Source organism: Thermostichus vulcanus str. 'Rupite' (assembly GCF_022848905.1).
Lineage (GTDB): Bacteria > Cyanobacteriota > Cyanobacteriia > Thermostichales > Thermostichaceae > Thermostichus > Thermostichus vulcanus_A.
The window spans coordinates 16,373-42,374 of record NZ_JAFIRA010000036.1 but is presented as its reverse complement, the minus strand read 5'-3'; the positions used below and the strand labels follow the sequence as shown (position 1 = coordinate 42,374).

The 26,002-nt window shown below is 55.2% G+C and carries 27 protein-coding genes, 1 tRNA gene and 1 pseudogene; 14 read left to right on the top strand and 15 right to left on the bottom strand.

Going from position 1 to position 26,002, the window contains the following annotated elements; all coding sequences use genetic code 11:
* Positions 1–344: 344 nt before the first annotated feature.
* Complete coding sequence (locus JX360_RS12835; protein WP_244351614.1) at positions 345–1,460, bottom strand: RpoD/SigA family RNA polymerase sigma factor; 1,116 nt, start codon at positions 1,458–1,460, stop codon at positions 345–347.
* Between the two features lie 358 nt (positions 1,461–1,818).
* Between JX360_RS12835 and JX360_RS12830 the strand changes: the two genes are divergently transcribed.
* Entirely contained in the window at positions 1,819–2,079 is a 261-nt protein-coding gene (locus JX360_RS12830; protein WP_244351611.1) for a helix-turn-helix domain-containing protein, read from the top strand.
* 331 nt (positions 2,080–2,410) lie between these two features.
* Complete coding sequence (locus tag JX360_RS12825) at positions 2,411–2,776, top strand: hypothetical protein (RefSeq protein WP_244351608.1); 366 nt, start codon at positions 2,411–2,413, stop codon at positions 2,774–2,776.
* A gap of 116 nt (positions 2,777–2,892) precedes the next feature.
* Here the strand turns inward: JX360_RS12825 and JX360_RS12820 are convergent, their stop codons facing one another.
* The 7 genes from JX360_RS12820 to JX360_RS12790 form a co-directional block, all read right to left on the bottom strand.
* Positions 2,893–4,176 (bottom strand): Glu/Leu/Phe/Val family dehydrogenase, encoded by a 1,284-nt coding sequence (locus JX360_RS12820; RefSeq protein WP_244351605.1) that lies wholly within the window; start codon positions 4,174–4,176, stop codon positions 2,893–2,895.
* Positions 4,177–4,249: 73 nt separating this feature from the next.
* A complete protein-coding gene (locus JX360_RS12815; protein WP_244351603.1) occupies positions 4,250–4,918 on the bottom strand; it encodes a diacylglycerol/polyprenol kinase family protein in 669 nt (222 codons plus the stop codon).
* A gap of 9 nt (positions 4,919–4,927) precedes the next feature.
* Positions 4,928–5,368, bottom strand: a complete 441-nt coding sequence (locus JX360_RS17760) for a c-type cytochrome (protein ID WP_341830556.1) — start codon at positions 5,366–5,368, stop codon at positions 4,928–4,930.
* Between the two features lie 155 nt (positions 5,369–5,523).
* Positions 5,524–7,395: a glycoside hydrolase family 3 N-terminal domain-containing protein gene (locus JX360_RS12805; RefSeq protein WP_244351601.1), complete on the bottom strand. Its 1,872-nt coding sequence runs from the start codon at positions 7,393–7,395 to the stop codon at positions 5,524–5,526.
* 64 nt (positions 7,396–7,459) lie between these two features.
* Positions 7,460–8,905: a RecQ family ATP-dependent DNA helicase gene (locus JX360_RS12800; RefSeq protein WP_244351597.1), complete on the bottom strand. Its 1,446-nt coding sequence runs from the start codon at positions 8,903–8,905 to the stop codon at positions 7,460–7,462.
* 45 nt (positions 8,906–8,950) lie between these two features.
* Entirely contained in the window at positions 8,951–9,271 is a 321-nt protein-coding gene (locus JX360_RS12795) for a hypothetical protein (RefSeq protein WP_244351595.1), read from the bottom strand.
* Between the two features lie 164 nt (positions 9,272–9,435).
* A complete protein-coding gene (locus JX360_RS12790; protein ID WP_425244405.1) occupies positions 9,436–10,542 on the bottom strand; it encodes an RNA-guided endonuclease InsQ/TnpB family protein in 1,107 nt (368 codons plus the stop codon).
* A 42-nt stretch (positions 10,543–10,584) separates the two neighbouring features.
* Here JX360_RS12790 and tnpA point away from each other — a divergent pair, with 42 nt between their 5' ends.
* Both tnpA and JX360_RS12780 read left to right on the top strand, forming a co-directional pair.
* Complete coding sequence (tnpA, locus tag JX360_RS12785; protein ID WP_244351589.1) at positions 10,585–10,980, top strand: IS200/IS605 family transposase; 396 nt, start codon at positions 10,585–10,587, stop codon at positions 10,978–10,980.
* 376 nt (positions 10,981–11,356) lie between these two features.
* Positions 11,357–12,016: a CDP-alcohol phosphatidyltransferase family protein gene (locus JX360_RS12780; protein WP_244351587.1), complete on the top strand. Its 660-nt coding sequence runs from the start codon at positions 11,357–11,359 to the stop codon at positions 12,014–12,016.
* Positions 12,017–12,080: 64 nt separating this feature from the next.
* Here the strand turns inward: JX360_RS12780 and JX360_RS12775 are convergent, their stop codons facing one another.
* Positions 12,081–13,706 carry a S41 family peptidase gene (locus JX360_RS12775; protein WP_244351584.1) on the bottom strand — a complete coding sequence of 542 codons (1,626 nt, stop codon included), beginning with the start codon at positions 13,704–13,706 and terminating at the stop codon, positions 12,081–12,083.
* Between the two features lie 210 nt (positions 13,707–13,916).
* Here JX360_RS12775 and rsmH point away from each other — a divergent pair, with 210 nt between their 5' ends.
* Together rsmH and JX360_RS12765 are read left to right on the top strand one after the other, a co-directional pair.
* A complete protein-coding gene (gene rsmH / locus JX360_RS12770; protein ID WP_244351581.1) occupies positions 13,917–14,831 on the top strand; it encodes a 16S rRNA (cytosine(1402)-N(4))-methyltransferase RsmH in 915 nt (304 codons plus the stop codon).
* Between the two features lie 157 nt (positions 14,832–14,988).
* On the top strand, positions 14,989–15,543 hold the full coding sequence (locus JX360_RS12765; RefSeq protein WP_244351579.1) for a hypothetical protein: 555 nt from the start codon (positions 14,989–14,991) through the stop codon (positions 15,541–15,543).
* Here the strand turns inward: JX360_RS12765 and JX360_RS17755 are convergent.
* Both JX360_RS17755 and JX360_RS12755 read right to left on the bottom strand, forming a co-directional pair.
* Positions 15,540–16,283, bottom strand: coding sequence for a response regulator transcription factor (locus JX360_RS17755; RefSeq protein ID WP_244351578.1), 744 nt, complete (start codon positions 16,281–16,283; stop codon positions 15,540–15,542). The two genes, JX360_RS12765 and JX360_RS17755, sit on opposite strands and share 4 nt — an antisense overlap.
* A gap of 119 nt (positions 16,284–16,402) precedes the next feature.
* A complete protein-coding gene (locus JX360_RS12755; protein ID WP_244351576.1) occupies positions 16,403–17,263 on the bottom strand; it encodes a prephenate/arogenate dehydrogenase in 861 nt (286 codons plus the stop codon).
* 202 nt (positions 17,264–17,465) lie between these two features.
* On the opposite strand from JX360_RS12755, the pseudogene JX360_RS18010 reads away from it, so the two are divergent.
* Positions 17,466–17,753, top strand: a pseudogene (locus JX360_RS18010) (DUF6679 family protein); the annotation flags it as partial.
* A gap of 239 nt (positions 17,754–17,992) precedes the next feature.
* Here the strand turns inward: JX360_RS18010 and JX360_RS12745 are convergent.
* A complete protein-coding gene (locus JX360_RS12745; RefSeq protein ID WP_244351574.1) occupies positions 17,993–18,739 on the bottom strand; it encodes a segregation/condensation protein A in 747 nt (248 codons plus the stop codon).
* A gap of 140 nt (positions 18,740–18,879) precedes the next feature.
* On the opposite strand from JX360_RS12745, the gene JX360_RS12740 reads away from it, so the two are divergent.
* The 3 genes from JX360_RS12740 (at position 18,880) to JX360_RS18005 (ending at position 19,601) form a co-directional block, all read left to right on the top strand.
* Positions 18,880–18,951, top strand: a tRNA-Val gene (locus tag JX360_RS12740).
* Positions 18,952–19,196: 245 nt separating this feature from the next.
* Positions 19,197–19,472 carry a hypothetical protein gene (locus JX360_RS12735; RefSeq protein ID WP_244351571.1) on the top strand — a complete coding sequence of 92 codons (276 nt, stop codon included), beginning with the start codon at positions 19,197–19,199 and terminating at the stop codon, positions 19,470–19,472.
* 30 nt (positions 19,473–19,502) lie between these two features.
* Positions 19,503–19,601: an IS1/IS1595 family N-terminal zinc-binding domain-containing protein gene (locus JX360_RS18005; protein ID WP_425244403.1), complete on the top strand. Its 99-nt coding sequence runs from the start codon at positions 19,503–19,505 to the stop codon at positions 19,599–19,601.
* On the opposite strand, the gene JX360_RS12730 is transcribed toward JX360_RS18005, so the two are convergent.
* Positions 19,580–19,792 carry a DUF2283 domain-containing protein gene (locus JX360_RS12730; RefSeq protein WP_244351569.1) on the bottom strand — a complete coding sequence of 71 codons (213 nt, stop codon included), beginning with the start codon at positions 19,790–19,792 and terminating at the stop codon, positions 19,580–19,582. The two genes, JX360_RS18005 and JX360_RS12730, sit on opposite strands and share 22 nt — an antisense overlap.
* A gap of 691 nt (positions 19,793–20,483) precedes the next feature.
* Here JX360_RS12730 and JX360_RS12725 point away from each other — a divergent pair.
* Positions 20,484–20,990 carry a LapA family protein gene (locus JX360_RS12725; RefSeq protein ID WP_244351567.1) on the top strand — a complete coding sequence of 169 codons (507 nt, stop codon included), beginning with the start codon at positions 20,484–20,486 and terminating at the stop codon, positions 20,988–20,990.
* Positions 20,978–21,904, top strand: coding sequence for a sulfatase-like hydrolase/transferase (locus tag JX360_RS12720; protein ID WP_244351563.1), 927 nt, complete (start codon positions 20,978–20,980; stop codon positions 21,902–21,904). Before JX360_RS12725 ends, JX360_RS12720 begins: the two co-directional genes overlap by 13 nt.
* Positions 21,905–22,018: 114 nt before the next feature.
* Here the strand turns inward: JX360_RS12720 and mazG are convergent, their stop codons facing one another.
* Positions 22,019–22,831 carry a nucleoside triphosphate pyrophosphohydrolase gene (gene mazG / locus JX360_RS12715; RefSeq protein WP_425244404.1) on the bottom strand — a complete coding sequence of 271 codons (813 nt, stop codon included), beginning with the start codon at positions 22,829–22,831 and terminating at the stop codon, positions 22,019–22,021.
* 262 nt (positions 22,832–23,093) lie between these two features.
* A complete protein-coding gene (locus JX360_RS12710) occupies positions 23,094–23,315 on the bottom strand; it encodes a DUF2949 domain-containing protein (protein ID WP_041438119.1) in 222 nt (73 codons plus the stop codon).
* A 559-nt stretch (positions 23,316–23,874) separates the two neighbouring features.
* On the opposite strand from JX360_RS12710, the gene JX360_RS12705 reads away from it, so the two are divergent.
* Positions 23,875–24,108, top strand: coding sequence for a DUF3148 domain-containing protein (locus tag JX360_RS12705; RefSeq protein ID WP_244351561.1), 234 nt, complete (start codon positions 23,875–23,877; stop codon positions 24,106–24,108).
* Positions 24,109–24,371: 263 nt separating this feature from the next.
* Positions 24,372–25,952, top strand: coding sequence for a phosphoglycerate dehydrogenase (gene serA, locus JX360_RS12700; protein WP_244351559.1), 1,581 nt, complete (start codon positions 24,372–24,374; stop codon positions 25,950–25,952).
* The last annotated feature ends 50 nt before the right edge of the window (positions 25,953–26,002 follow it).

Below are 26,002 nucleotides of genomic sequence, written 5' to 3'. Positions count from 1 at the left end.
GCATTATCGGCATTCGGTTGGAAAGGTGTTGGAATACATCAACGACCCACACCACGGCTGAATCAATTCAGCCTGTGCGCTTATATCCCCCGGTTAGAAACCGGGGGCTTTACGCTGGTTTTCGTAATCCACGCAACCACAGCTCAGCTTGTTCCGGTGAGCACTCTTGCTGGAGGGAGGGAGTGGAATGGGTCTGCATAGAGGATCCCCATCAAGCCAACTTCACTGCCATTTTAGGGGGCTACGGCCAACCCTGACCGTCTAAGCCTAAGCCCCGAAAAGTCTGATCTGGGGATCCCAATCCCAGAGCAGGAGTTGATTCTTTGAGGTTTGAACCACACCGCTTAGCGAATGTACTGGGCCAAAGCCCGCGAAGGATGCCCCACCCGTAACTTACGCAACGCATCCCGCTCAATCTGCCGAATCCGCTCCCGCGTCAGGTTAAAATGATCCCCCACTTCCCGTAGGGTTCTCGCCTGTTGCCCATCCAATCCGTAGCGCAACTCCAAGACTTGCCGCTCAATCGGTTTTAGGATTTGCATAGCAGAACGTACATCCTGCTGCATCGATTGTACGAGGATCCCTTGAAAGGGTTGTTCCTGGCGCTCATCTTGCAACAGATCCCCAAGGCGGCTTTCCCCCTCCTGCCCGACGGGCACATCCAAGGACAAGGGCAAAGCAGCAGCCTGCTGGATCATGCGCAATTTTTTGACCTTGATGCCTAGAGCCTCCGCCAGCTCCACTTCGGTGGGTCGTCGTCCTTGGGCTTTCATCAGTTCACGACTGATGCGTTTGAGCAGGCGTACCTTATCGACCATATGTACCGGCAAGCGGATCGTCCGCGCTTGGTTGGCAATGCAGCGGGTAATGCCCTGGCGAATCCACCAGTGGGCATAGGTACTGAAGCGAAAGCCCCGCTCGGCATTAAACTTCTCGGTGGCCCGAATTAACCCCATGTTGCCCTCCTGGATCAAATCCAAGAAGGGTACCCCCCGATTGAGATATTTCTTGGCAACACTGACCACAAGGCGTAGGTTGGCGTTGATCAGCTTGCGTTGTGCCCGTTCCCCCTGCCGAATGCGGGAGCGTAGAGTGAGCACAGAGATCTGCAAGGCTTCTGCCAACTGAGCATCACTGGGATCCTCCCCCTTTTGTTCCCGCCATTCCTGGCGGGCCTGGTCGATGAGGAGTTTTTGCTGAATTTTCCGCGACAGTTCAATTTCTTCAGCATGATCGATGCGAGGCACACGACCGATCTCGTTGAGATAGTGATCGACCGCATCTTCGTTCAGCCGGGATCCATTGGCACCAGCCTCTGGATCGGTCTCTACAGGGATCCCTTGCCCATTGGGAGAAGCCCCGGAGTCAGACCAGAGATCGTCAAATTCCTGAGAAGAAGAGGCGGACACTTCAGGATGAGGACGCGAAAAAGCCACGGTCAGGAGAGGAGAGAACTTCATCTACCAGTCTAGGAAAGTTTCTTCTGCTGCCGCGAGCGAAAATCGATCATGCGGCTCTTTTTGCTCAGGGATTTTTTGGAAACAGACAGAGACTCAAGCGGGATCCAACTCCAGAAGTATCTATATGACGTCTATATGACGTGTCTATCGAAAGGGGGTTGTCCGCTGAAAAATCGGTAAGCGATTTTCGATCAAGCCTTGTTGTAGGATCGTATCTAGACACGCCAATGTCACAACTTCAGAGCGGGTTCACGTGAATTTGAGGCATGCGTCTTGCCAGCCCAGGCTATCATGCAGGATTTGGTAGGTCGCTGGCCCTCTCAGCTGAGCTAAAGAATCTTTACAATCTTTCGCCCCCATGGAGTTCAACCCTGACCAGCACCCTCCCGCGGCCAATTTGATTGGGGAACGGGTGCGCTGGGTGCGTGAGCGATTGCAACTCACCCAAGATCAGCTGGCCGGCCGCTTGGCGAAGTACGGAGTGCAGTTGGACTACGTCAAGATTGGCCAGGTGGAAAAGGGGAAACGGCGGGTAATCGATAAAGAATTGGTCGCTTTTGCCAAAGCACTGGGGGTCTCGGTGACCTGGCTCCTCAGTGGGGATGAATCTCATCTCTGACAGGGCTCAGAGGAGGGAACCTAGGGAAAACATCCTCAGAACAGCTGCGGTTCCTAGCGAAAATACGTAAACATTTTGCATCTTTTGGGCATATTAACTGCCAATCTCCGTATTTACACTGTAGACTTGATCCATCTCAAGCTCGGTTTTGACTTTTCTCGAGCCTGCTCCACCACAGAGTCTGGGGGCAAATACCCATGAGCCTCCGCAACTACGGAATTTCCCCAAAAGGATTCCGATCACAGACTTCTTCATCTAGACTTGATACTGTTAATTTACCGTCAAGCCCTATCCGTCAAGACTACAGCACCCCGACTTGCGAGGTTTCCCGATGCTTTCCTTCTTTTTTAATAAAGATAACTCCAGCCATCGACAAACCGGCTCCCACCGCATTCCGGCCTCTAGTAAAACCACCGGTACGCAGCGGATCCCGAATTACAACCGCATGTCTGCCCCCCATGAGGTGCTCAAGCAGGAAAAGCAGATCAAGCGAGAGCAAGAGTTTACTGAGATGGAGCGCTCCATCAACCGCATCCACTACTTTTTCCAAAAGGCGGATATGCCCCTAGAGATGCGGCAAGTGATGACCTACCGCAAGCTGATGGAACTAGATTATTTCACTCCGCAAGCAGCCAAAGAGTTGCTCCGCCAATGGCAGCAGCAAGAAGAGCAGGAACAGGAACGCCGTCGGGCTTGATTAAGGGGATTGATCCTCGCTGTGGCGTTGCGTGGCCCCAGGGTGCGGGGCTTCACGGAAGCTTAACTCCATACTTAACTCCATAGATCTGTAGAACTTGTTTTGGCTTTCACTTTCTAGGGGTATAGGCCGCGATCCTGGAGCGCCTGGGCAACCCGACCTACCCCCAGCGTATAGGCCGCTAGTCGCAGCGGTACTCGCCGATCGGCAGCCTCTTGGACAACGCGGCCAAAGGCCCGTACCATTAGGCCCTCCATCTCTTGGTTGACTCGCTCTTCGTCCCAAAACACGTAGGAAAGCCCCTGCACCCACTCTAGGTAGCTGACCACCACGCCACCGGCATTGGTCAAAATATCCGGCAGCACCGAGATCCCCCGCGATTCTAGAATTTGGTCGGCGGCAAGCGTGGTTGGCCCGTTGGCGGCTTCTGCCACAATCTGGACCTGAATTGCGTCAGCATTGGCTTCGGTGATTTGGTTTTCCAAGGCCGCTGGGATCAGAACATCCGCTTTTTGCAGCAGGAGCTCGGCATTGCTGATGGGTTCAGCCCCAGGGAAGCCCTCCATGCTGCCCCCGTGCTCCTTCATGTAGGCTTTAAGAGCAGGGATATCCAGACCCTTGGGGTTGTAAAGGCCACCAGAACCGCGGGAGACCGCCAGGATTTTTGCCCCCGCCTGATGGAGGAGGTTGGCGGCTGCCCCACCGACATTGCCAAAGCCTTGAATCAGCACCGTTGCCTCCGCTAGGGATCCCCCGCGCAGGGCCAAGGCTTCCCGCACCGTGATCATCACCCCCCGCCCGGTGGCCATTTCCCGCCCTCGGGATCCGCCAATGGAAAGGGGTTTACCCGTAACGACCCCCGGCACCGCATGGCCAACATTCATGGAATAGGTGTCCATCATCCAAGCCATTTCGCGGGCGGAGGTACCCATATCGGGGGCAGGGATATCGATGGCAGGGCCAATATCTTTGATCAGTTCGCTGGTGTAGCGGCGGGTAATGCGCTCCAGTTCAGAGATGGAATACTGCCTGGGATCAATCGGGATCCCGCCTTTGGCCCCACCGTAGGGAATACCCATGAGGGCGCACTTCCAGGTCATGAGCATGGCCAGGGCCGAGACTTCTTCCAAGGTGACCGCCGGATGATAGCGGATCCCGCCTTTGTAAGGGCCAAGGACATCGCAATGCTGGACGCGGTGGCCTGCTAATACCTGGATCTGTTGGTTGTCTAGGCGCACCGGAATCGCTACAGTCACCACTTTGCGCGGGGTACTCAGGATAGCCAACACACCGGGATCTAACTTCAGCTCACGGGCGGCCCAATCCAGGTAGCTACAGGCTTGCGCATAAGGACAAATGTGAGCCGGGGAAGGAGCGGTCGGTGTGGAGCTAGCAAGCATGACAAGGGGAAGGAGAGGACTGTTTCCACGCTATACCCCACTGCCCTTGCAAAGATCTTGTTTGTAGCAATCGTTACAGATTTAGCCCTTGCACCAAGACAAAGCACAGCCCACCACTGGCTAGGGGCACGGTGAGGTTATCCAGCCCCCACCAAGAGAACACCTCCAGTCCCATGGCCATCCCCCCCACCAAGACGCTAATGCCCAGCAAAGAGGGGGAGAAGCCAAAGTACCCCAGCAACACTGCCCCGATCACCAAACTGCTCACCCCCCACATGGTCAGGGATCCCTCCCAACTTTTTTGAATGGATCCCAGTTGGTAGCGGTGTTGGCCCCAGGTTTTACCCACCAAGCCCGCCAAAGCATCCGCCCAGGTCATCACCAAAATGCCGATGACCGCGAACAGTTGCCGCTCGGGGAGCCAAAACCAGTAGAGCAACAGACCAATGCTAAGGGCGTAAAAACAGGTGCCGAAGCTGCGCCGACCCACCCCATTCAAACTTTGCAAAATCGCCACTCGGTAGGAGAGCAGCGCTAGACTGGCAAACACCAGGGAGAAGCTCACCCCCAACCAACGGGGCACCTGCAACGCCCAAGCCAGCAGGATGATGTTGCCTACCCCGATGTGGATCACCTTACGCACCCATTCCCCATCTACCTTGCAGGCGCGCAGCCATTCGGCCAATGCAAACACGGATCCCAGCCAGAGGGCGTAGCACATGATCTGCTGGGTCAAGCCCATGAAACGCTCTCACAAGGTTTTCAAGTAGCTGATTAAATCAGCCATCTCCTGAGGATCCGGCTGGAACTGAGGCATTGGCGGGGTATTGCCGCTGGTGACTTGTTGAATGATAAAACGTTCCGAGCGGCGACGGCTCACGCCTCGCAAACTGGGGCCGACTCGGCCATCGGCTTCCTCTCCATGGCAAGCGGCGCAATTGAGGGCAAACAGGGATGCCCCGTGACTGACTTCGCCCGATAACCCCAGCACGGTTTCCGTGTAGGGATCCAACTTAGCTCCTACGCCCCACCAGCTCCAGGAGAACAGTAGCAGCAGTAACGCGATCAAACCCAGGCTTAATTTTCTGCCCCAAGCGCTGAAGAAGGGCTGCACCCAAAACCCACCGGAGACAGTCGCGTTTTTTTCCCCTGCTTTCTTGTGGGAAATGAAGCGCTCTTGCCCAAAGTCCACGAGGCTGCTAGGAGAGGACGAGCTGCTGTGGGATTCGGTGATGTCTGAGAGGGAGTGAGGCACAGACAATACTGAGAGGAGCTGTTTCAAACGTTTACATTTCAACCAACACCATAGCCCAGGAGCCCTCTCCTGCCAACAATCTGTAACGGTATTTACTTTTTCTTAATGGTTGCTCCGGCCTCATGGACTCCCTCTGCAATGCTGAGATGGGGGAACAACCGTCGCATCACCTCCGCCTGTGCGAAGGGATCCCGGTTGAGGCTGTGTACGGTGTTCACCCAGTGAAATTGCTCCTGCAAACGGCGATATAGGGGCAAGCTGCCATAAAAGACAACCGCTGCGATCCGCTCCCGCTGCTGTTGCAGCATATCCAGGACATAGTTGGGCAAGGGATCCTGGACGAAGCATTGCACCATCAATCCTGTGGCCTTGGCCAGGGCCGCTTCCAGCAGGGGTAGGGGTGTGAGGGCATTGCTGCAGAAGGGGGGAATGCGTAAAGCCGATGGGATGCGGAGGGCGGGAGATTCTAGATTAAGCTCGCCACTGCTCAGGGGGAGATCCTGCCAAATCCAGTTCAACCAGCCGGGCTCTGCCGGTAGAGTCAGGGGTTGGCCGCCTTCCACACCCCCCCGCGCCATCGCCGCTTGACAGGGGGCAATATCCGCCTCAGCCAGAAGCAATCCCAACCGTTCTGCCCCTTGTAATCGAGAGGGCAAGCCGGGACGAACGCTAAACAACTTGCCCAAGGCAGAATCTTTGGTGATCGGATCCCCCAACAACACGGGCTTGAGCTGTTCGGCGGGGGATCCCCGATTTAAGCCCGGATCCGTCCGTTCCGTTGCTCCCATCCACCCAGGAACGGTGGAAAAGTCCGTTTCTGCCAAAGCTGGCCAGACTTCTTTGAGCAGGGCAGAGACCCCACCCATCGTCCGCTGCTTGGCTCGCAAAATGCGCGTGACCGATTGGGCAACCTGGGCCGGGTTCAGGGATCCCTGCCCGCTATACCCTTGCGCTTGGGATCCCGGTTGAAGGGCATCCAAGATACCCTGCATCACCTGGATGGGGTTGGGAGGGGCAAGGATCAGATCCGCGCCCGCCTGCAAAGCCCGTACCGCCAACGTCACGGGATCCGCTAGCTCCGCCAGAAACCCTTGATCCAGCGCATCGACCACGATCAACCCCGTAAACCCCCACTCCTGACGGAGCAGTTGGGTCAAGCGTCCCGGCAGCAGGGTGATGGGCCAGCGCTCATCCCACTCCGGCAGCACCACATGGGAAACCAGAATGGCCCCCACCTGATGGACGAGGTGCCGAACGGGCAACCAAAGGGTGTCTTGTAATTGGGCGACAGGGGTTGTCAGCTGGGGTCGCCAGGGGGTGTCTGGTGTTGTAGGGCCGAACCTAGAACCCTCCTGCAGCGGATCCGCCGAAGCCAGTCCAGGGAAAGAACGGGCTGTCGTTAGGATCCCGCTGCCCATGTCGAGGGCCGTTTGCTCACAGCCACCCACAAAAGCACGAGCCAAAGACAACACCGTGGCGGGATCCTCCGCCAAAGCCAAACCGGCAAGTTCTGCCTGGGGTACCACCACTGGACTGAGTAACCAGTTAATGCCAATCGCCGCGGCCTCCCGGCTGGTGATGCGCCCCCACTGCTCCGCCCAAGATTCGGCTTCAGCCCCCAACCGACTCAGCCCCAACGGATGAGGAAAAGAAGTTGCCCCTGGCAAAGCCAGCCCTCGACCGGCATCCACTGCCACCAAAAGGGGTAAGGAAGCCCAGTCCTGCAACTGCTCGATCAACAGGATTGCCTCGGCCACATGTCCATCCCGCAGCCAAACTCCACCGATGCCAACCTCTTGAACCAGCTTTCTTAACAGCTCTCGACTGGGGTAAGGACTCCCTTCCACCGGGGCATGCAGGGATCCCAACTGGGCGGAAACCGGTACCACCAGCAGTTGCGCCACCTGACGTGCCAGCGATAAAGGCTGACCAAACTCCAGTGGCGGGGCTCCAGACATACTCATGGGAACAGAAAAAAATCCTTAATAACAATAAGGATCTAAGCCGGTTGGAGGCAAACGGAGACCATCATACCCAGCGCAATGGCCGGATGCCTGCACCTGAGGAGCTGGAGCGGCAACAGTTATCACAGGTTCCACAGGTCTGATTCCCATTCTGATAGCCAAAATGCTGCAATAGCACCTGCCAGCGACAGCCGCGTGTGTTGATCAGGGCTGCCATTCCCTCCCAAGGATCCGGTCTTGAGTAGGGTTGCCAGCGCCGCTGCCGGATCTGGAAGCAAAAGGGATCCTGCCACTGTAAGCAGCCCATTTCCTGTAGCACCCCCAAAGCCACTCGGTCTTCTGCGGTGGGAATGTTGGTGTAGGATCCCTGGTCAGGCAAGGTTTTGAGCAGAAGCCTGGCCCGAGCCTCGATCCGTTGCTGCTGTTGATGGAAATAGGCGTTGCGTTGTCGATCGCTGGGATCCCAAAATCCCGTGGGTTCCGAAACCAACATCAAGGCCCGACAAAAGCCACCATCCCGCCCACCCCGCCCCACCTCCTGTACATAATCGGTCAAATCCGGAGGAGGCTGAAAATGCAGCACCCAGCGCACATCCGGTTTGTTGATGCCCATACCGAAAGCATTGGTACAGACCAAAAAGCGCAACTCCCCCTGCAGCCAAGCCCGCTCCAACTGCCGACGGGATCCCGAATCCAGCCCACCATGGTAAGTGGCTGTCTGGAAGTTCTGACTCTCCAGCCACTCTGTCAACGCTTGTCCATCCCGCCGCGTTCGCACATACACCAGCCCGGACCCTGAATTTTTTTGGAGGAATCGCAGCAGTTGTCGGCGACGATCCGCCACGCTCCAGACGATGGAAATGTTCAGGGATAGGTTTGGGCGGATGGGATCCACCTCAATCCGCGCTGGGTCGCGCAGATCCAACGCCTGCTGCAGGCGACTTTGGGTTTGGGGATCGGCGGTAGCGGTAAAGGCCGCAATGGGAAATGCTTCCCCTTTCCAGGTTAGGGCAGGGCGTAGCAGCCCCAAACGGCGGTAGTCGGGCCGGAAGGATCCCCCCCAATGCACCAGCGTATGGGCTTCATCCACAATCAGGCCGTTGATCCGCACCTGGGGTTGTTGCAAGTGCTGCCAAACCCGCGGGCTAAACAGGGTTTCTGGCCCCAAATAGAGAAGGCGCAGGCGGTTGTCTTCTAAAGCTTTTAACACCCGTTTGCGCAAGGCCGGATCCAGTTCACTGTGTAGACAGGCTGCCGGTAGCTTGCGTTGCCACAACTCCTGAACCTGGTCTTCCATCAGGGCAATCAAGGGGGAGACCACCAACGTCACTCCCGTTTGCAGCAGAGCTGTTACCTGAAAACAGAGGGATTTACCGAACCCAGTCGGCAACACCACCAGAGCATCTCGCTTGTCCAACAAAGTACGAATCACCTGATCCTGAGGTGGGCGCAGCGCTTCGTAACCCCAGTGTTGCTTGAGAGCCTGTTGGATCTGCTGCCAATCCTGCAAACGGTGACCTCTCCAATCTATAGTTTTTCCAATCTTTTTAATCTGTCAGCCCTTGGATACGTGTCCTGAGCCAGTGGGAGAGGGCTTTTCGACCGGGATCCCAGCCTGACGGTAAATCTGCTCCATCACTTTACGGGGATCCTTAAAAGAACGGCGCTCCGCATCATACTCAGCCCAAACGGTAGGCAACCCATAGATGTAACGCCCCAAGCCAAAGGCAGAACAGGCTCGTTTGAAGGCACAGGCAATGGCGCTGGTATAAGCATTGTCTCCCTCCTCCGCCAGCTCCCCCACATCTTCTTTGGAAATGCCCAAAATCGTCAGTTGACAGATCACCGCCTTGTCTTCCCAGGGGCGATAGGCCACTTACCACGCCTGCGGCCCCACCGCATCATCCAAAGCCTGCTGATACACCCGCACATCCGCTTGACACTCCCACGTCTGAAGCCAGTGGGATTCTTGGTTCAACGACTGAGCTTACCCAGTCAGGCCGAAGCCAGAAAGAATAGAGGCCCAATCTCCCCAAGCGTTTAGTTTCCGGCTGCCCGCCGGTACTGTTCGATACCTCGGCTCAAGATATTGAGTGCAGCATTCTCATCGCGGTCGATGACGGTGCCGCACTTACACCGATGGGTGCGAGTACTCAATGCCTTGACAACTCGATTCCCACAGTGATGGCAATCTTGAGAAGTGTAGGCTGGATTCACGGGCCAGGCCACCTTGCCAAACTTCCATGCAAAATACTCTATCCACTTCCGAAACTGATACCAGCTAGCATCAGCGATGCTTTTCGCTAAGCAGTGGTTGCGAATGAGATTGCGTACCTGCAAGTTTTCGTAGAACACCCAGTCGTTAGACAGGATAACGGAACGCGCCAGTCGTTTGGCATGCTCTTCTCGTCTTCTACTTATCTTGAGGTGGTGTCTGGCTAGGCGTTGTCTTGCCTTGCACCGATTAGATGACCCCTTTTGCTTGCGCGACACCCGCCGCTGGAGCAGCTTTAATTGCTCCTCCCCCTTCCTCAGAAAACAAGGGTTAGGCTCCTTGTGGCCACTGGAGTCGGTGTAGAAGCTTTCTAGCCCTACATCCAGTCCAATCGCCTCGCCCGTCTTGGGTACCTTGGGTCGATACTCAATGCCGAGCAAAAACTGACAGTAGTAGCCATCGGCCCTACGCATCAGCCTCACCCGTTTAATGAGTTCCTTGGGCACCCGAGCTAAATCCCAGGTACCAATGAGCTTGAGTCGGCCAATCCCTTTCCCATCCGTGAACTGGATGTGCTTAGGATCTAGCAGCTTCCACCCTGTCGTCTTGTACTCCACAGACCGGGCATCCTTCTTGAATTTGGGATGCCCCACAGGGCGAATGCCCTTCTTGCAGTTGTCGTAGAAGCGGCTCACTGCCGCCCACGCCCGCTCAGCACTAGCTTGGCGAGCCATTGAGTTCAGAGTCTTAACGAAGGGGAACTTCGCCGCCAAGACGGCGCAATAGGCACTCATCTCAGCCTTGCCCGTGCCGCGCACGTCCATCCAGAGCCGCAAACACTTGTTGCGGATGAATTGGGCGGTGCGGATCGCCTCATCAATTGCTTGATGCTGATCGGCGCAGGCTTTGACTTTGAACTCGCAGACGTACATTTGTTGATAGGATGAAGCTATCAACACAACCATAGCACGGGAATGGGGCAAGATTACCGCCGAACTAGAACCTCTGTATCGCTGATTAACTACCACTTCGTCTGGTGCTCCAAGCGCCGAAAGAAGGTGTTGACTGGCTCAATTAAAGAGCGGTTGACCACGTTGATTCACGACAAGGCCAGGGAGTTGGATTGCGAGGTGGTCAGCTTGGCAGTGGAACCCGACCACGTTCACTTGTTTCTGAATGCGCCGCCCCAGATAGCGCCCTATCAGCTCATGCACCGCATTAAGGGGGCCACATCCCATCAGCTCAGGAAGGAGTTTCCGTCGCTGTTGAGGCTTCCCTCTCTGTGGACTCGTTCTTATTTCTGTGGGTCAGCGGGGAATGTTTCGTCAGAGATAATTCAACGCTACATTGAAGCCCATGACGGCGGCTAAGCTCCACGGCGCTACATCCCACGCTTAAAAGACGTGGGCTTTGCTTGCAAAACTGTAAGGCATAGCCAGAGCCCGAGCCTTATCCCGAGTGGTGGCCCCGGGCTTGATCTCCATGACCTCCAAGGGGAAGGGGGCCACCAGCTTGCTGTAGCTCTCATTCAAGTCCATGGTGGTATCTGGGGAGTGAAGCTCTTGTACCGGTCGCGCAAGCGGGACGGAGTCCTCTCGCGTTAGCGGGACGGAGTCCTAACTGGGATGTTTCAACTCTAATCGGATTCTCACAATCTGGGATTATGATTTCCAAAATGGATCCAAGAATGAATATTCAAACGTAGATCTGCTCAGCATAGAGAAGCCTAGAGATAAGGAGTGTTCATTGCTGGATAAGGTGCTTAGGCAGTGGAAGGAGCGGCTGTTGGCTCCCTTGCTGGAGACCCCTCTACAACAGGTGCATCCACTGGCGATTACTCTGGCTGGGTTTACAGTCGGCCTGGGTTCTGGCACGGCGGCTGCCTTGGGTGCCTACGGGTGGGGGTTGGGTCTGTGGCTGCTAAACCGCCTCATGGATGGGTTGGATGGCACGTTGGCCCGACTGCAACGGCGGCAAAGCGATCTGGGGGGCTACCTGGATATGCTGCTGGATGTGGTGGTATACGCAGTTGTGCCTCTGGGATTGGCTTTTCACCAGGGATCCCTGCTGGGCTATGCCTTTTTGGCCTTGATGTTGGCCAGTTTCTATATCAACCTTTGCTCCTGGATGTATTTGGCAGGGTTGTTGGAAAAACGACAAAAGGCCAGTCATGACGGTCTGCGTCGTTCAGCGGACGATGAATTGACCAGCTTAAGAATGCCTGCTGCTCTGATTGAGGGTAGCGAAACGATCTTGTTCTACGGGCTGTTTTTTCTGTTGCCTGAACACATGGTGGCCTTATTCGGCTTGATGGCAATTTTGGTGCTGCTGAGTGCTCTACAACGGTTGATCTGGGCGGTAGGGTACCTTTCTGAAGGGGACGAGGTGCCCACCCCGAATCCCTGAGTTTTGCTGAGTTTTGCTCAATTACCCTCCCGACTAGAAATCGACTCAACCTCAAGTTCAAGATTCAATTCCCCGGCTTGAACAGACCAATGGCGGTAACTCGGTTGGATCCCACTTCAAAGGCGAAGGCTAAGCCTAAAGCATCGTAATTGACATAATAGCGATCATCCCGCAGGTACTCACGGCTGCCTTGGGGATAGGGGACGACCTCGTTGTAACCATTTTCACCCGGTTTGCCGTACACTTCCGTGACTTCTGTATAGGTAGAGCCAATGCGGATCCCTTCACTGGTCATGGCCTCGGGATGAGTGGTATAGATGCGGTTGGCAAAAAAGCTATCGATAATACCGGGGTGGCGGTAGGTAAAAAGGATATAGTCCTGCAGATAAAACAGTTTCAAATCGCTGTTGGGCTGAAACACATTTGCCCGAGATTCTGCTGAAATTTGATCGACATTCCCCAGTAAATGGGTATCGACATTACGGGTATCCATACCCAACTGAAAGCGACCGATGCGACCCTCTTGCACAAAGACTGTGGGCCGAGGGGGCAGGGTGGGGCGGCGGGGTGGTACAGCTAGGGCTTCAATCCCAGCGTTTAACCAGAGGGTCTCATCTCCCTCTACTGTCTGTAAGGGAACCAAGCCTTGATCCAACGAGCGGCCATCTCCTGTTTTCCAGTTGGCAACGGCCAATTCCACTGCTGCGCCGGAAGGAAGGACGAAGAATTTGGTTTGCCGTTCACTGCCTTGGGTGGGTTGCCCTAGAACAACGGTGTTGCCACTGGATCCCAGCTGGGCGGCCAAGAGAGTAGCGCCCTGACGAGTATTGCCATCCACCAGCACAGCCAACGGGATCCCTGCCGCAATCGGTAAATTTTCGCTATTCCAAGCAGTAGGCTCCCCAAAGCGGTCTTCGGTAATCAGCAGCGGTTGAATAGAACGAGGCAAAAACAGACGAGCCACATCTGCCACCACTTGGGGATCATAGCCCACAGAACCTCGCAAATCTAGAATGATGCCACGGCTGTAGTCTTGGGTGTAGAGAGTTTGCCGAATTTGCTGAGCGGTGGCCGGGGTGAGATCTGGTACCGCCAAATAAACGATGCGGGGGGCGATCACCTGAGCTTGTAAGGGGGGACGGGGTCGATTGAGCAAGCTTTTGAAGGCCTCAGGATCCAAAAACCGATCCACGGGATCCCCATACTCCTTGAGGGTTTCCTGTATCAGCTCGTATTCCACTTCAATCGGCGGGCGTGGATCCCCGTAGCCCCGAGCCAATAGGCGGGTGTAAAGGTCGTTATAGCTGACTGCCGCCGCCTGACTGCCCGCATCCAAAGACTCGTTAATGAATAAACCCACCAAATGGCGAAGATCCAACCCTACCGGCTCACGGGGAGGCAGAGGGGCTGCATCGGTTGGAGTGGCTGGGATCCCTGGCTCAGGCAAGGGAACCTGCTCAGGGAAAGGGGCCAACACGGGGTCATTCGGCTCCCCCAATGAGGGCACCACAGGCACAGGAGGCAACGCCGATTGGCCAGCAACAGTACTGGGGAGGATCCCACCCACCACCGTCAAAATCCCCCAAATCCCAATGGCCCGTTTGCACCTTCCTGCTGGGGGAGCATAGCCGTTGTTGCCCTCCGGACGAACCAAAAGGTCATGGCGACCTGTCGCAGCGAATCCTTTCATGGTGGCTGGCCCCTTTTTTGGATGTTGCGGATAGAGTAAACCCTAAACGATTCCCTCTGCCACTGTCAGCAGTGTTGGGTAGCTGTTTTTGAGATTTTGGAACACTACTGGTTGTTTCCCTCAGGTTGAGATTTCCGGTGCTCCTCCCAATAGGGATCCCCCCCTCGCCTCTGCCGACTACACTGAAAACCGCACTGTTGGGAGGCCGAATTGTATCAGCATGAATCCGTTTTGACTGAGGCGGTCGTGGCTTACCTGCAACCTCAATCGGGCGGAATTTTTTTGGATGTAACCTTAGGCGGAGGTGGACATACGTTAGCGCTGCTGCGGGAGGGAGCGGATCAAGTCATGGGGTTGGATCAAGATCCTGTGGCTTTAGAGGCGGCCCAAGCCCGTTTTGTGGCGGCAGGGATCCCCTCGGAGGGCAGTCGGATCAAACTCTGGCACCTGAATTTTGCCGAGTTTGATCTGCAACAGCATGGCTTTCAGGATGAGCAGGGGGCAAGGATCCCGTTCGATGGGATCGTGGCGGATTTGGGGGTGAGCTCCCCGCAACTGGATCAACCGGAGCGGGGCTTTAGCTTTCGCGCCGAAGGACCGCTGGATATGCGCATGGATCCCAGCACAGACCAAGAGACGGCTGCCGATTGGGTGAATCATCACGATGTGGAGGAGTTAATCGATATCTTTAGCCGTTATGGGGAAGAACGGTTTGCCCGGCGTATTGCCCAGCGCATCGAACAGTCCCGTCCCCTGTTGACCACCACTCAGTTGGCGGAGGTGATCTGGCAAGCGGTTCCCCCGGTGGCTCGTCGAGGCCGTATCCATCCGGCAACGCGGGTTTTCCAGGCGCTGCGGATTGCGGTGAACCGTGAGCTAGCGGTGTTGGAGACTCTGCTAGCCCAAGCCCCCAACTGGTTGAAACCGGGCGGTCGGCTGGCAGTGATTAGTTTTCACAGTTTGGAAGATCGTCTGGTAAAGTGGGCTTTTCGCACGGATCCCCGCTGGCAAGTGATCACCCCCAAGCCTGTGCAGCCCACAGAATCGGAAATGCGGCACAATCCCCGCGCCCGTTCGGCCAAGCTGCGAGTGGCTGCCCGTACCCCCGATGCAGACCAGCATTAAACCACATTAAACCAATATTGAAGCAGACAACCTGCGCTTAACCCCGAAAGATCGGATACAGTGAATCGAAATCAGCAGAGGCTTGTGAGAGGTTTGTGAGCCTCCGCCATGTTGGTTGGATGGATCCCTTTGGGTGTGTGTTGGTTGTGTGTGAGGTATGAACAGCATGGTTAGCCAGCCTTTTGATGCGGGCCGTAGCCGTAGTCGTCTCCCTGTCAGACCCAAAAGCTCCGTTTTGCCTCCCCGCCACCGCGAACGGCTTTCTTCCCCGACCCCTTCCCTTTTCGGTCAGGCCAGTCGTCCCCGACCTCTAAAATCCGCCCATCCTGACAGCCGCGATCCCGACTGGTTAGAGCAGTTGTGCTGGTGGAAGCAAATCTCCACCGGAATTGCCATTGTCTCCGGGTTTTCGGTGCTGAGCCTCTACAGTTGGACGGTGCACACCCAAAGCCAGTGGAGCCAGCGATACCAAGTTTGGCAGCAGATGCAGCGCAACGAACGGCAGTTTTTGCTCACCCAAGAGTCCATTGCCAACTCTTTACGGGAAACCGCCAGCCGCTCCGAAATGGTTCCTCTAGCGCCGGATCGGATGATCGAGGTGCCGATAGCCCTTCCCAGCTCGCAGGATCCCGCTCAGTCGCCAGACCAGCATCTACCCAAAGCTCTGCATGGCTCTGCAAAAGAAGTCCTTTTCTATCCTATCGGCTACTAATCCAAAGGCTCCAGGCGGTAGCGACTCAGCCAATGATCCAGTTGCACTTCTTCTTCGTCCAATAGCTGAGCGTTGATCAATCCCCGTTTAAAGGCAAGACGAATGGCACGGGCACGCAAACTAAAGGTTGTGCCCCATTCATCGCTCTCAATTTGGTCGTTGCTAACTTCTAATTTGTCGTAGAGGTTGCGCAGCCGATTGGTTACCCCGCGCCGGGACAAAAACCGCCGTGAGGCAATCGCTTGATCCGTAAGACCGAGGGCAATATCGATCAACACTTCGTATTCGGCATCGCTCAGACCGGTAATTTTGTTTTGAGAGCGGGAATCAACCCCACGCACCTCGCGGTCGATCACACACTGCTCATCTTGCACCACCGCCTGAATGGCGCTGACCAACTTTTCATCTGTGCAGTTTTTCAAGAGATAACCGTACACCGTTTGGGGCGGCACGATCTTATGCAGCTCACGGACATAGACCTCATCGGCAAAATGGGACCAGAAGACAATGCGGGTATTGGGTCGTTCCGACCACACCTGACGGGCCACCTCGATCCCAGTCATCTCCGGCATACGAATATCCATCAACACGAAGCTGGGCTGATGCTGACGAGAGAGTTCCAGGGCTTCTTTGCCATTCGAGGCTGTGTAAACCGGCCCAAACTGAGGCAAATGCTGCATCAGCAGGTTGTGGACATGCTGGCGGTACAGAACATCATCTTCAGCGAGGAGGGTGCTCACAGGCTTGGGTTAGGGTAATCGAATGTTTGTTTTCAACTGTAAAAATACTTGTGATGAAAGGCAAGGCACTATTGCGCAGTGCTGTGGAAATCGCCTGGTATGGGAAAGGGATCCAGATCCTAAGGTTGCGGTTGATTGACTCGAAATTGCCGCCAGTCCTGCTGAGTTTGCTGCAGGAATTGGCTCAGCCCATCCCATTGTTCTTCCTCAATCCAGGTTTTGATCTGCTGTAGGTGTTGTTGGTAGCTGCGCAGGTTTGCCAGCACCGCCTGCCGGTTGTGGCGGGCCATCTCTAATCCCAACTGCGGGATCCCTCCACCGACACGGCTGGTATCTCGAAAGCCGCTACTCGCCAAGGTGCGCGCCAATTCCAGGATCACCGGATCTGCTTCTTGGCTGACGGATGCGATCAAGCTGGCACTGATCATCACCGGCAAATGGCTAATCCAGGCTACCGCCCGATCATGCCGAGCCGGATCCGTGAAGATCGCTTCCGCCCCAACCGCAGCCACCAGTTTCTGCACAGTCTCCAGGGCTTGGGAACGAGTTTCGGCAATCGGGGTGAGCACATAAGGCCGCCCCATAAACAAACCGGCTTCCGCAGACGGGATCCCTTGGCTGGTTTTTCCCGCCATCGGGTGTCCACCCACAAACCAAGGCCATAGCTGCGTGGCAGGGCCAACAATTGGTTGCTTGACCGAACCGACATCGCTGACCACCGTCTCTGCAGATAGATAGGGCAAGAGAGCCGTCAGGGTAGGCAACACCTGCTCCAATGGGGTGCAAATCAGCACCACTTGGGGATTAAAGCTCTGCAATTGGGCCAACTCTGTTCCGCAGGCTTGCACAGCTCCCAGCGCCAGGGCTTGTTCACAGGTTGCTGGGTTACGGCTGATCCCCAAAACGGTATATCCCTGTTCGGTTAGCTTCAGAGCCAGGGATCCACCAATCAACCCCAACCCAACAATGGCAATGCGCATGGTACTTCAACATTTTGAATAAGCTGTTCTGTAGCTATCCTCCCCCAAGCTTGGCTCTTGCACGGTGTTCTTGCTCAATGTTGCGGGAGCGCAGCTTCTAAACCTCAACGTACAGGCTAGGGATCCAGCCGCTAAGATGGAGGGATAAACTGGGTAACCCCAACAACAGTTCTGCCTGGCTCTTTTACCTCAGGAGGGGACGGTGCTTCATCGTAGGATCTATCAACTCAGCCGCGAAGGCAAAGATGTGTGGATCTACCTGCGCGATCAGGGACGCTGGCTGGAACGAGCCAAGATCCTCGATATCGAAGGGGATACTATTCTGGTTCGCTACGAAACGGAGGATGAGGAGGAGATCTGCTCCTGGGAAGAGATGGTACGCCTAGAAAGCATTGGAGCGGTAGCTCAACGCCTCTCTACCATTCCCAAAGGGATGCTCAGCACGGCAGATCTGCTCATTTCCGAAGATTGTCCCCCCGCTGAATTGTTGAATCCCCCGCTGCTGGCCACCGAGTGCGAAGACCCTGCGAATGGGGAACGGCTGCTGGAGGAATTCTACCTGGATCGGGAGGCTACTGCCGAGCTACCCGTGCGCCTGAATGGGGAAGACCTAAAACGGGCGGATTGTGCCCGGCACGATTCAGAGGGTCAGCGGGAAAGCAACCACGACTGAGACCCTGTTGTTTCTGTATTTAACTGACCCAAATCGGGATCCCTGGGGGTGAGGATTTACTTGACTGGGGATCCCGGTTTGCAAGGTAGGACGGTCAACGGGCCATAAAATTCTTCTTGGTGTAACTCCACCTGGGAACGGGAGGCCATCAAGAGCAACGACCAAAACATTTGAATCGGGTGAACGGATCCGACGGAGCTTTTCTGACGAAAGTACTGCTGGAGATCCCCAAAGCTGATGTGGGCAAACCCCTGTTGCCACAGCTGGGCCAGCAAAGATTCCAGTTCGGCGGTGGTTTCCAGAAGGTTTTCGGGGTGGGCCAGTTGGGTAATGGCCGATAGCGCCTGTTTGCGGCTAATCCGTTGGGTTAAGGGTTTGGGAGTGGGTTCAGACCGTTGTTCCAGCAGGGTTTCTAGCTCTTGCAGGTGGCCAATCAGTTCTTTGAGAGTAACCGGTCGGGTGCGGCTAAGACGGGGAACGGCTCTGGGTTGTAAAACGCGATCCAACTGGGCCAAAGACCAACCCGGCAAGGGATCCCCTCCGGCATCCATCAGGTCTGCGTGGGCTTCCTCCGCTTCCGGTTCCGGCTCCGCCAAGGCCATCGCCTTGAGATACACCAGCATGGCAGCATACAGCAGGGCCTGCCCCGATTCCGATAGATCATGACTGCTGCTGGTGGGGGCCATACGAGACAGGAAGCGATCGATCACCTCGATCACCTGCACATCCCAAGGATCGATTTCCCCCCGCTCCGCCAAGTCAATGAGCAGAGAAATGGCTTCTTCCGTTGGTGAAAAGGCCATAGTGCCCCCTGGATCCCTGACCTTTACTGTAGCGGGCAGACGGGATCCCGGCTATCTCAGGGTGGAAGTTCTGGATCCTGCTGTACAGCGCCGAGGATCGTGTAGGATAGAAATCCTGCTCTCCAGTGAGCAGCAGCTAGGGGCGGTTAGCACAGTGGTAGCGCACTTCCTTCACACGGAAGGGGTCACAAGTTCGAATCTTGTACCGCCCATATCTCTCAAACCCTCTCCAGCAGAAGGTTTTATCGAGAACAACAATGGACGGATTCGTCTCACCTTCCCGCACCAGGGCAAGCGATACCGCTTGGATGGACTGGGAGCTTTTACCGACGGGAAGCGGTTAGTGCAGGTCAAGGCGATAGAAGAACGAATCAGAGCAGACCGGCAGAATGGGCAGTTCCCCTTCTCTACAGCAGAAGAGGTGAGGCTGTTCTACTTCCCCACAGTTGAGGATCGGATGATCATCGCGACGAAGCTCCTGGCAGAAGGACGAAGCAAGCACAAGGCATCTGCTCCTCTTCTGGCGGTTTGGGACAGATGGGTCGCTAGTCTGCACCTGCCTGCTGCGACACTCAACAACAAGTACCACCCAGTTCGGCAGCACATTAAAGCCATCAAACCCCAGGCAGAGGATGGAGTTTGGCTATTGAAGATGGCCCAACAGAAATCTTGGACAAAGGCCACTTGGCAAGGCTATAAAGGCTTGCTGCTAGTGCATCGCAAGTCATGCTGAGTTAGCATATAGCTTCTAAGTTTTCAAAGAATGATCATGGTGCAATGCCCCGAATGCAACTCAACTAGCGTCGTTAAGTACGGAAAGATACACAACGGCAAGCAGCGCTATCGTCCAGCACCAAGCTGAGCGGTTATGGGTTTATTCTTTGCCAGTTGACTCACCTGGAGGATAGAAAACCCGATAACATGCCCCTCAGCATCAACCCGTTCCAGAATTGCATCGTCTGCAGTCTCCCTCATGTATCCAGGGGCTTCGGAGAAAGTAACTTCCAGAAAATCTCCCTCAGGGTCAAACCATATCTTCAGAGGTTGCGCCACAATTCAGTCTCCTTCTTGATTTTGTCGGTGAGATAGGACGTAATAACAAAGGCATCGTCAGGCAGATTCTTGACCACTACGCAAAGCCATTTCTCTCCCACCAAGGTATTTGCATAATATCGATAGTACAGTCTAACCTCTGGGTCTGTATTTGATTGACAGACGATTTGAGGATTTTGGAGAACGGTAGATATTTGTGATTCTAGCCCCCTCATTTCTGGATGCTCGAGAATATGCTCTAATCTCTCCCTCGTTAAGCGAATCCTTCGATTCTCATAATCTACTAAGTCCTCCACCCCTCTTCCAGACCTCGATGATACGGATCAGACTGTGATGCAATATACTGACCTTTCCAATTCCAAGTCCACCTCCTAAGAATCCTGGAATCTGGAAATTGGAAAACGCTGCAATTCTTATACAGGGTTGTACTTAGGTGTAGATCCTCATCCCTTACTCACCAGCTCCAGAATCTTCCCTTCAACGGTCAGCTTCTGCATCCAGCTCAAAGTCGGATCTTCCACCGTCTGCTCCAACACATCCAAACTTTTGTGTGCAGCCTTAACAACCCTCTCCAGCAGAAGGTGATTGCTCTCCTTGTTGAAGAGAGGGGCAGTGACCGCCTAGGAATGGCGTTTTCGGCCCCAGAGCCGCTGAGCGGGATGATAGCCTAAGGGGGTGGGAGGTTAAGGCTATGCTCAGAAACATCCGCTTGGCACTGCTAGGCCTGTGGACGCTGGTTCTACTGATTCTGTTCATTCAAAACTGGGGATCCCCGGTGACGGTGGTGCTGGCTGGGCAATCGGGAGCCCCGCTCCCTCTGTCGTGGGTCTTGCTGGTTTCCTATGGGGTAGGTGTTGGGCTGGGATTTCTGTACGTAGGGTCCTGGCGGTTTCATGACCAAGCGTTCCAACGGCAAGCGATCCGCAAATTAAATCAGTTGATGGATCGCATCAGCTTTCTGGAATCGCAGACGGCTCCCCCCAGCTACTATCTACCCCAAGATTTGCCAGAGCCGGAGTATACCCCGGATCCCTATGCAGGTCGATATTCCTATGCCAACCGGCCTCCGGAGCGAATTCGGCCCGAACCTGCTGAGGATGAGCCTCCCTATGAGCAAGAGGACAGCGGGGCTTCTATTCCCGACTGGCGTATTGCGGATCAGCCCTACCCAAACGAGGAAGAAGAATGGGACTCTTGAACTGGCTGAAAGCGCCTGCAGCGGTGACGACCGAACCTACTGAGCTTGCCAACCCTCTGGCTGAACCAGCACCTTTGCCCACCCCCCAAGGCCAGAACAACTATCTTTTGATCATCCTGGATAGCTGCCGCTTCGATAGCTTGCTTGCCGCCAATCCCAAGCACCTGCTCAAACTGGGATCCCTGGAAAAACGCTGGAGCTATGCCTCTTGGACAGCTCCTTCCCACTACAACTTGCTCATGGGCCTACTGCCCCATACCAGCCCTACCCAGGTTTTTGCCTCCGAACATTATAAACAGGACTACTTACGCTACAACGAGCGGCTGGGCACCCGACAACCGATCGAGTTCAAGCACCTGCTGCCCCACCTCTATCTACCGACCCTGCTCAAACACCAACTGGGCTACTTAACCCATGCAATGGTTTCTTTGCCGGTGCTCAATCCCAGCACCGTGTTGAATCGGGATTTCGATTCTTATCACCTGATGCCGCAACACAACGACATGGCCGCGATGGTGGAGCAGTTGCACTTCGAGCCGGATCGCCCCAGTTTTTATCTGTTGAATGTGGGGGAAACTCACTATCCCTATGCCCTGCCGGATCAGGATCCCAGCCTGTGGCCGCGCATTTCGGGGGTGAATGGGGTGTTGAAGCGCTTGGATGAACCAACAGAGGAAGGGATCCCCTTTTTTGATTCGACTCAATTGGAAGAGTTACGCCAACGACAAATTGAGGCGGTGCGTTACTTGGATGGGATTTTCGAGCAACTGTTTGATTTGGTGCCCCCCAACACCTACATCACGGTTACGGCAGATCATGGCGAGCTGTTTGGCGAAGAGGGCTACTTTGGCCATGGCCCCATCCATCATGAAAAGGTGTTAGAAGTGCCGTTTATTGAGGGCAAAATTCGTTGATACCCTCCGTATCCGGGAGAAATTCCATCCCCACAGCCAGGGCGCATCCTTCGAGGTGGGGCGTGTAGCTAGGGCAATCAGGAGTTGACCTGTGCTTTTTTGGGTTGGAAAAGATTAGGGATGCTGTTGCTTCGCCTGTTGCCAAAGGGCTTCCAGCTCCTGCAGAGTACGGCCTTTCAGGTGGGGTGTAGAGCCGTTGTTGGGTGGCTCCGATTCAGTGTGTTCAGCTTGTTCCCGCGCCAGCTCTTCCATGCACAAGAAACGACGGGCAAAGCGCAGGTTGGTTTCCGTCAGGGCTTGGGCGGCATCCAGCTCATACCAACGACCCAAGTTGACTAGCGCAAAAAGGAGATCCCCCAGTTCCGCCGATTGGCGAGCCGGATCCGGCGTAGCCCGCTCCAGTTCTTGGCGCAACTCCGCTTCTTCTTCTCGGATCTTGGCCCAGATCCCTTCCACATCCGGCCACTCAAACCCTGCCCCGACCACTTTGCGGGAGATTTTCAGGGCAGCCATCAGGGGGGGCAAACTTTGGGCATAGTGCAGGAGTTTTTGGCCGAGGGTTTGATCCGGTTGTTCTGTTTGCTTGATGTCTTCCCAAGTGCGGTGTAGCTCTGGCAGATCAGCAATCGCAGCCTCCCCAAACACATGCGGGTGACGCCGGATCAACTTATCGGCAATTGCTGCCGCCACCGTTTCCAAATCAAACTGCCCCTGTTCGGCAGAAATCTGAGATTGCAACACCACCTGCAACAACAAATCCCCCAATTCATCAGCAATGGCAGCGGGATCCCCGGCGCGAATGGCCGCTACCGTCTCATAGGCTTCTTCCAGAATGTAGGGGGTCAGGGATTCAGGGGTTTGAGCCTGATCCCAGGGACATCCTGTGGGGGCACGCAACTGAGCGACAATCGCAGCCAAACGGCTCATGTGTTGGGCAGAGGCGGAACGTTCCAGGTAGAGATGGGTAAAATGGCCTGTGCTTTGCGGATCCCAGCTTTGTAACGTCAGTGGGCCGGCCACCACCTCCAGATCCTCCGCTAGCAAGGTTAAAGATTGCCCGGAAGCACAAACAGTCTGCAGGACTTCCCGCAACTCAGCCGGATCCCCTTCCCCACACCTTTTCAGCAACAGGGATCCCCGCCCAGTGATACACCACTGCGCCAGATGTTTTGGCCAGCCGGGCTGAAGGCTATCCAGCGTTTGCAGCATGGTCAAAAGGGTAGGTGCGGCCCAAATCCAAAAGGCGGCTGAGCTGTTCGAGATCGATAAAACTCAGCTCCAAAAGGATCATCAGCAACGGCCCCTGTTGGCGATGCTGCAATTTCTTAGCGAGGCTTAGTTGGGAACGGTCGATAATACCCGTTTCCAATAAATATTCCTCAAGGGCAGGCGGGGGAATCGGATCTAGCATGGTCGTTTTCGGAAACTACAGTCAGGGATGAAGAAAAAAAGCTGAGAAGACAGCAAGTTTATGTAACTATTCTTAACACTCTTCAAGATATTCGGCAAAGATCCGGCGGGTGGATCAGCCCCTGGAGCAGCTATCAAGTCTTCGATGGGAAGCTCTGCAACCCGTCAAACCCTTGAATGGCCGAGCTAACGAAAGTTTCTGTATCAACAGACACCAAAAAATCTTATCAGGAGTCACGGAATGATAGCAGGTTTATGCCGGATTGACAGCATCTTATGGGGTTGTCAATTTTTTCTCTTCCGAGAAGCTACCTAGCCTTGACAAGACGTTACCCCTTTGAGCCAAAAAACCTCGCTTGCTGATAAAAAGTTTACATCCTCTCCTCGGAGAGCGGGATCCCTTGGGACGACCCATGGCTGGCTGGATAAGGATTTGAGTTCCATTGCCTCCAAGATTGGGATACTTGGGATCCCCTCGGGACACTGGGCACAAGGGCTGGAAGTTTTATAATTCTTTACCTCGGTTAAGCTAAGGACAACGGAGATAAAGGATCCCGCTTATGACAGAGGTGCAAAGATTGCTTCCAGTGGGGGCAACCGTACAGGTGGTGGAGATGCCCCCGTTTCTGAAAACGGCTGACCCGATGCCGATGCTGCGTTCGGCCAATCTGATCCAACTCCATGAACAAGGGGTAGTGTTACAACGACGGCCACTGGGCACCTACAGTGTACAGTTTGCCAATGGCATCTTTTTGATTGACGGGAAATATCTGGCTGCGGTGGGATCCCAATAGGCTGGAGGGATCCTCTCCTGTTTATTCACTCACGCAACCCGTTACCCCAAAAGCAGGAGGCTGGATCGGTGGCTCAAGAGGATCCTGGAAATCGCGCCCGAACCTAGCTGGGGAACTTTCATCGACTGGAGCCTAGTCAATTTCGCGGTAAATTAAAGTGTGCTGCGCTGGTTGTGGGTGGGATCCACCTCAACTAAGGCTGCTGGGTTACCTTCATTGACCCTTTTTTCTGCATTCCATATTCCATTAGGCTAGCGTTGCTCATGCCCAAAGTTATCGTCACGGATCCCATCGATCAGGCTGGAATTGATATTCTCTCCCAGGTGGCCCAGGTGGAGGTGCAAACGCAACTCACCCCCGAGCAGTTGATTGCGGCCATTCCCAACTACGATGCCATCATGGTGCGCTCCGGTACGCGGGTCACGCGGGAAGTGATCGAGGCAGGCACCCGCTTAAAAATCATTGGTCGGGCTGGGGTGGGGGTAGACAACATTGACGTGCCTGCAGCTACTAAGGCCGGGATCCTCGTCGTAAACTCTCCGGAAGGCAATACCATTGCGGCTGCCGAACATGCTATCGCCCTGATGATGGCCCTCTCTCGCCACATACCGGATGCCAATGCTTCGCTGAAATCCGGTTTGTGGAAGCGGCAAGAGTTTGTCGGGGTGGAAGTTTATAAAAAAACGCTGGGGATTGTTGGGCTGGGCCGCATTGGATCCCACGTAGCCCAGATTGCCAAAGCCATGGGCATGAAGTTGCTGGCTTTTGACCCCTACCTCGCCATGGAGCGAGCGGAGCAACTGGGGGTACGCCTGGTGGATTTCAAAACCTTGGTGCAAGAATCGGACTACATCACTCTGCACATTCCCAAAACCCCCGAGACCACCCACCTCTTCAATGCCGAAACCTTCAGCCTGATGAAGCCAACCGCTCGCTTGATCAACTGTGCCCGTGGTGGGTTAATCGACGAGCAAGCCCTGTACGAAGCCATTGTCTCCGGTCAAATTGCCGGGGCAGCCTTAGATGTATTTGCCTCCGAACCTCTCGAAGAGTCGCCCCTCTTTACTTTGGGTAAGGAAGTGTTACTCACCCCCCACCTAGGAGCCTCCACCGAAGAAGCCCAGGTGAATGTAGCCATCGATGTGGCCGAACAAATCCGGGATGTGTTGTTGGGGTTACCAGCGCGTTCGGCTGTGAATATCCCCGGTTTGCAAGCAGAAGTGCTGCAAAACCTCAAGCCCTACCTGGACTTGGCGGAAACCTTGGGCAATTTGGTTGGGCAGTTGGCGGGGGATCGGGTCAGCCAGCTGGAGATTCGCCTGCAGGGGGATCTAGCAGAAAAAGATGGCCAGCCGATTATCGTCGCGGCGCTGAAGGGGTTGCTCACCCTTGCTTTGCGGGAGCGGGTCAACTATGTCAACGCCTCCATCGAGGCTAAGGAACGGGGCATTCGGGTGGTGGAAACTCGGGATCCGGCCCTCAAGGATTATTCGGGATCCCTGATGTTGACCGCCCATGGCCCCAATGGAATCCGCTCCGTTTCTGGGGCGCTGATTGGCGAACGGGAGGTGCGGGTCACCCAGATCGATGAGTTCCCGATTAACGTACCACCCTCTGCCAACATGCTGATGACGCTGCACCGCGATATGCCGGGGATCATTGGGCGCATTGGGACGCTGCTGGGGGCCTACAACGTCAATATTGCCAGTATGCAGGTGGGTCGCAAGTTGATTCGCGGTGAAGCGGTGATGGTGCTCAGCCTAGACGATCCGCTGCCAGATGGGATCATCGAGGAAGTCCTGAAGCAACCGGGGATCCGGGATGCCTTTGTGGTCAATCTCTAGCCCCCTAGCTAGCTGCACTCAGTCCACCAGCTAACCTCAACAGAGGCCAG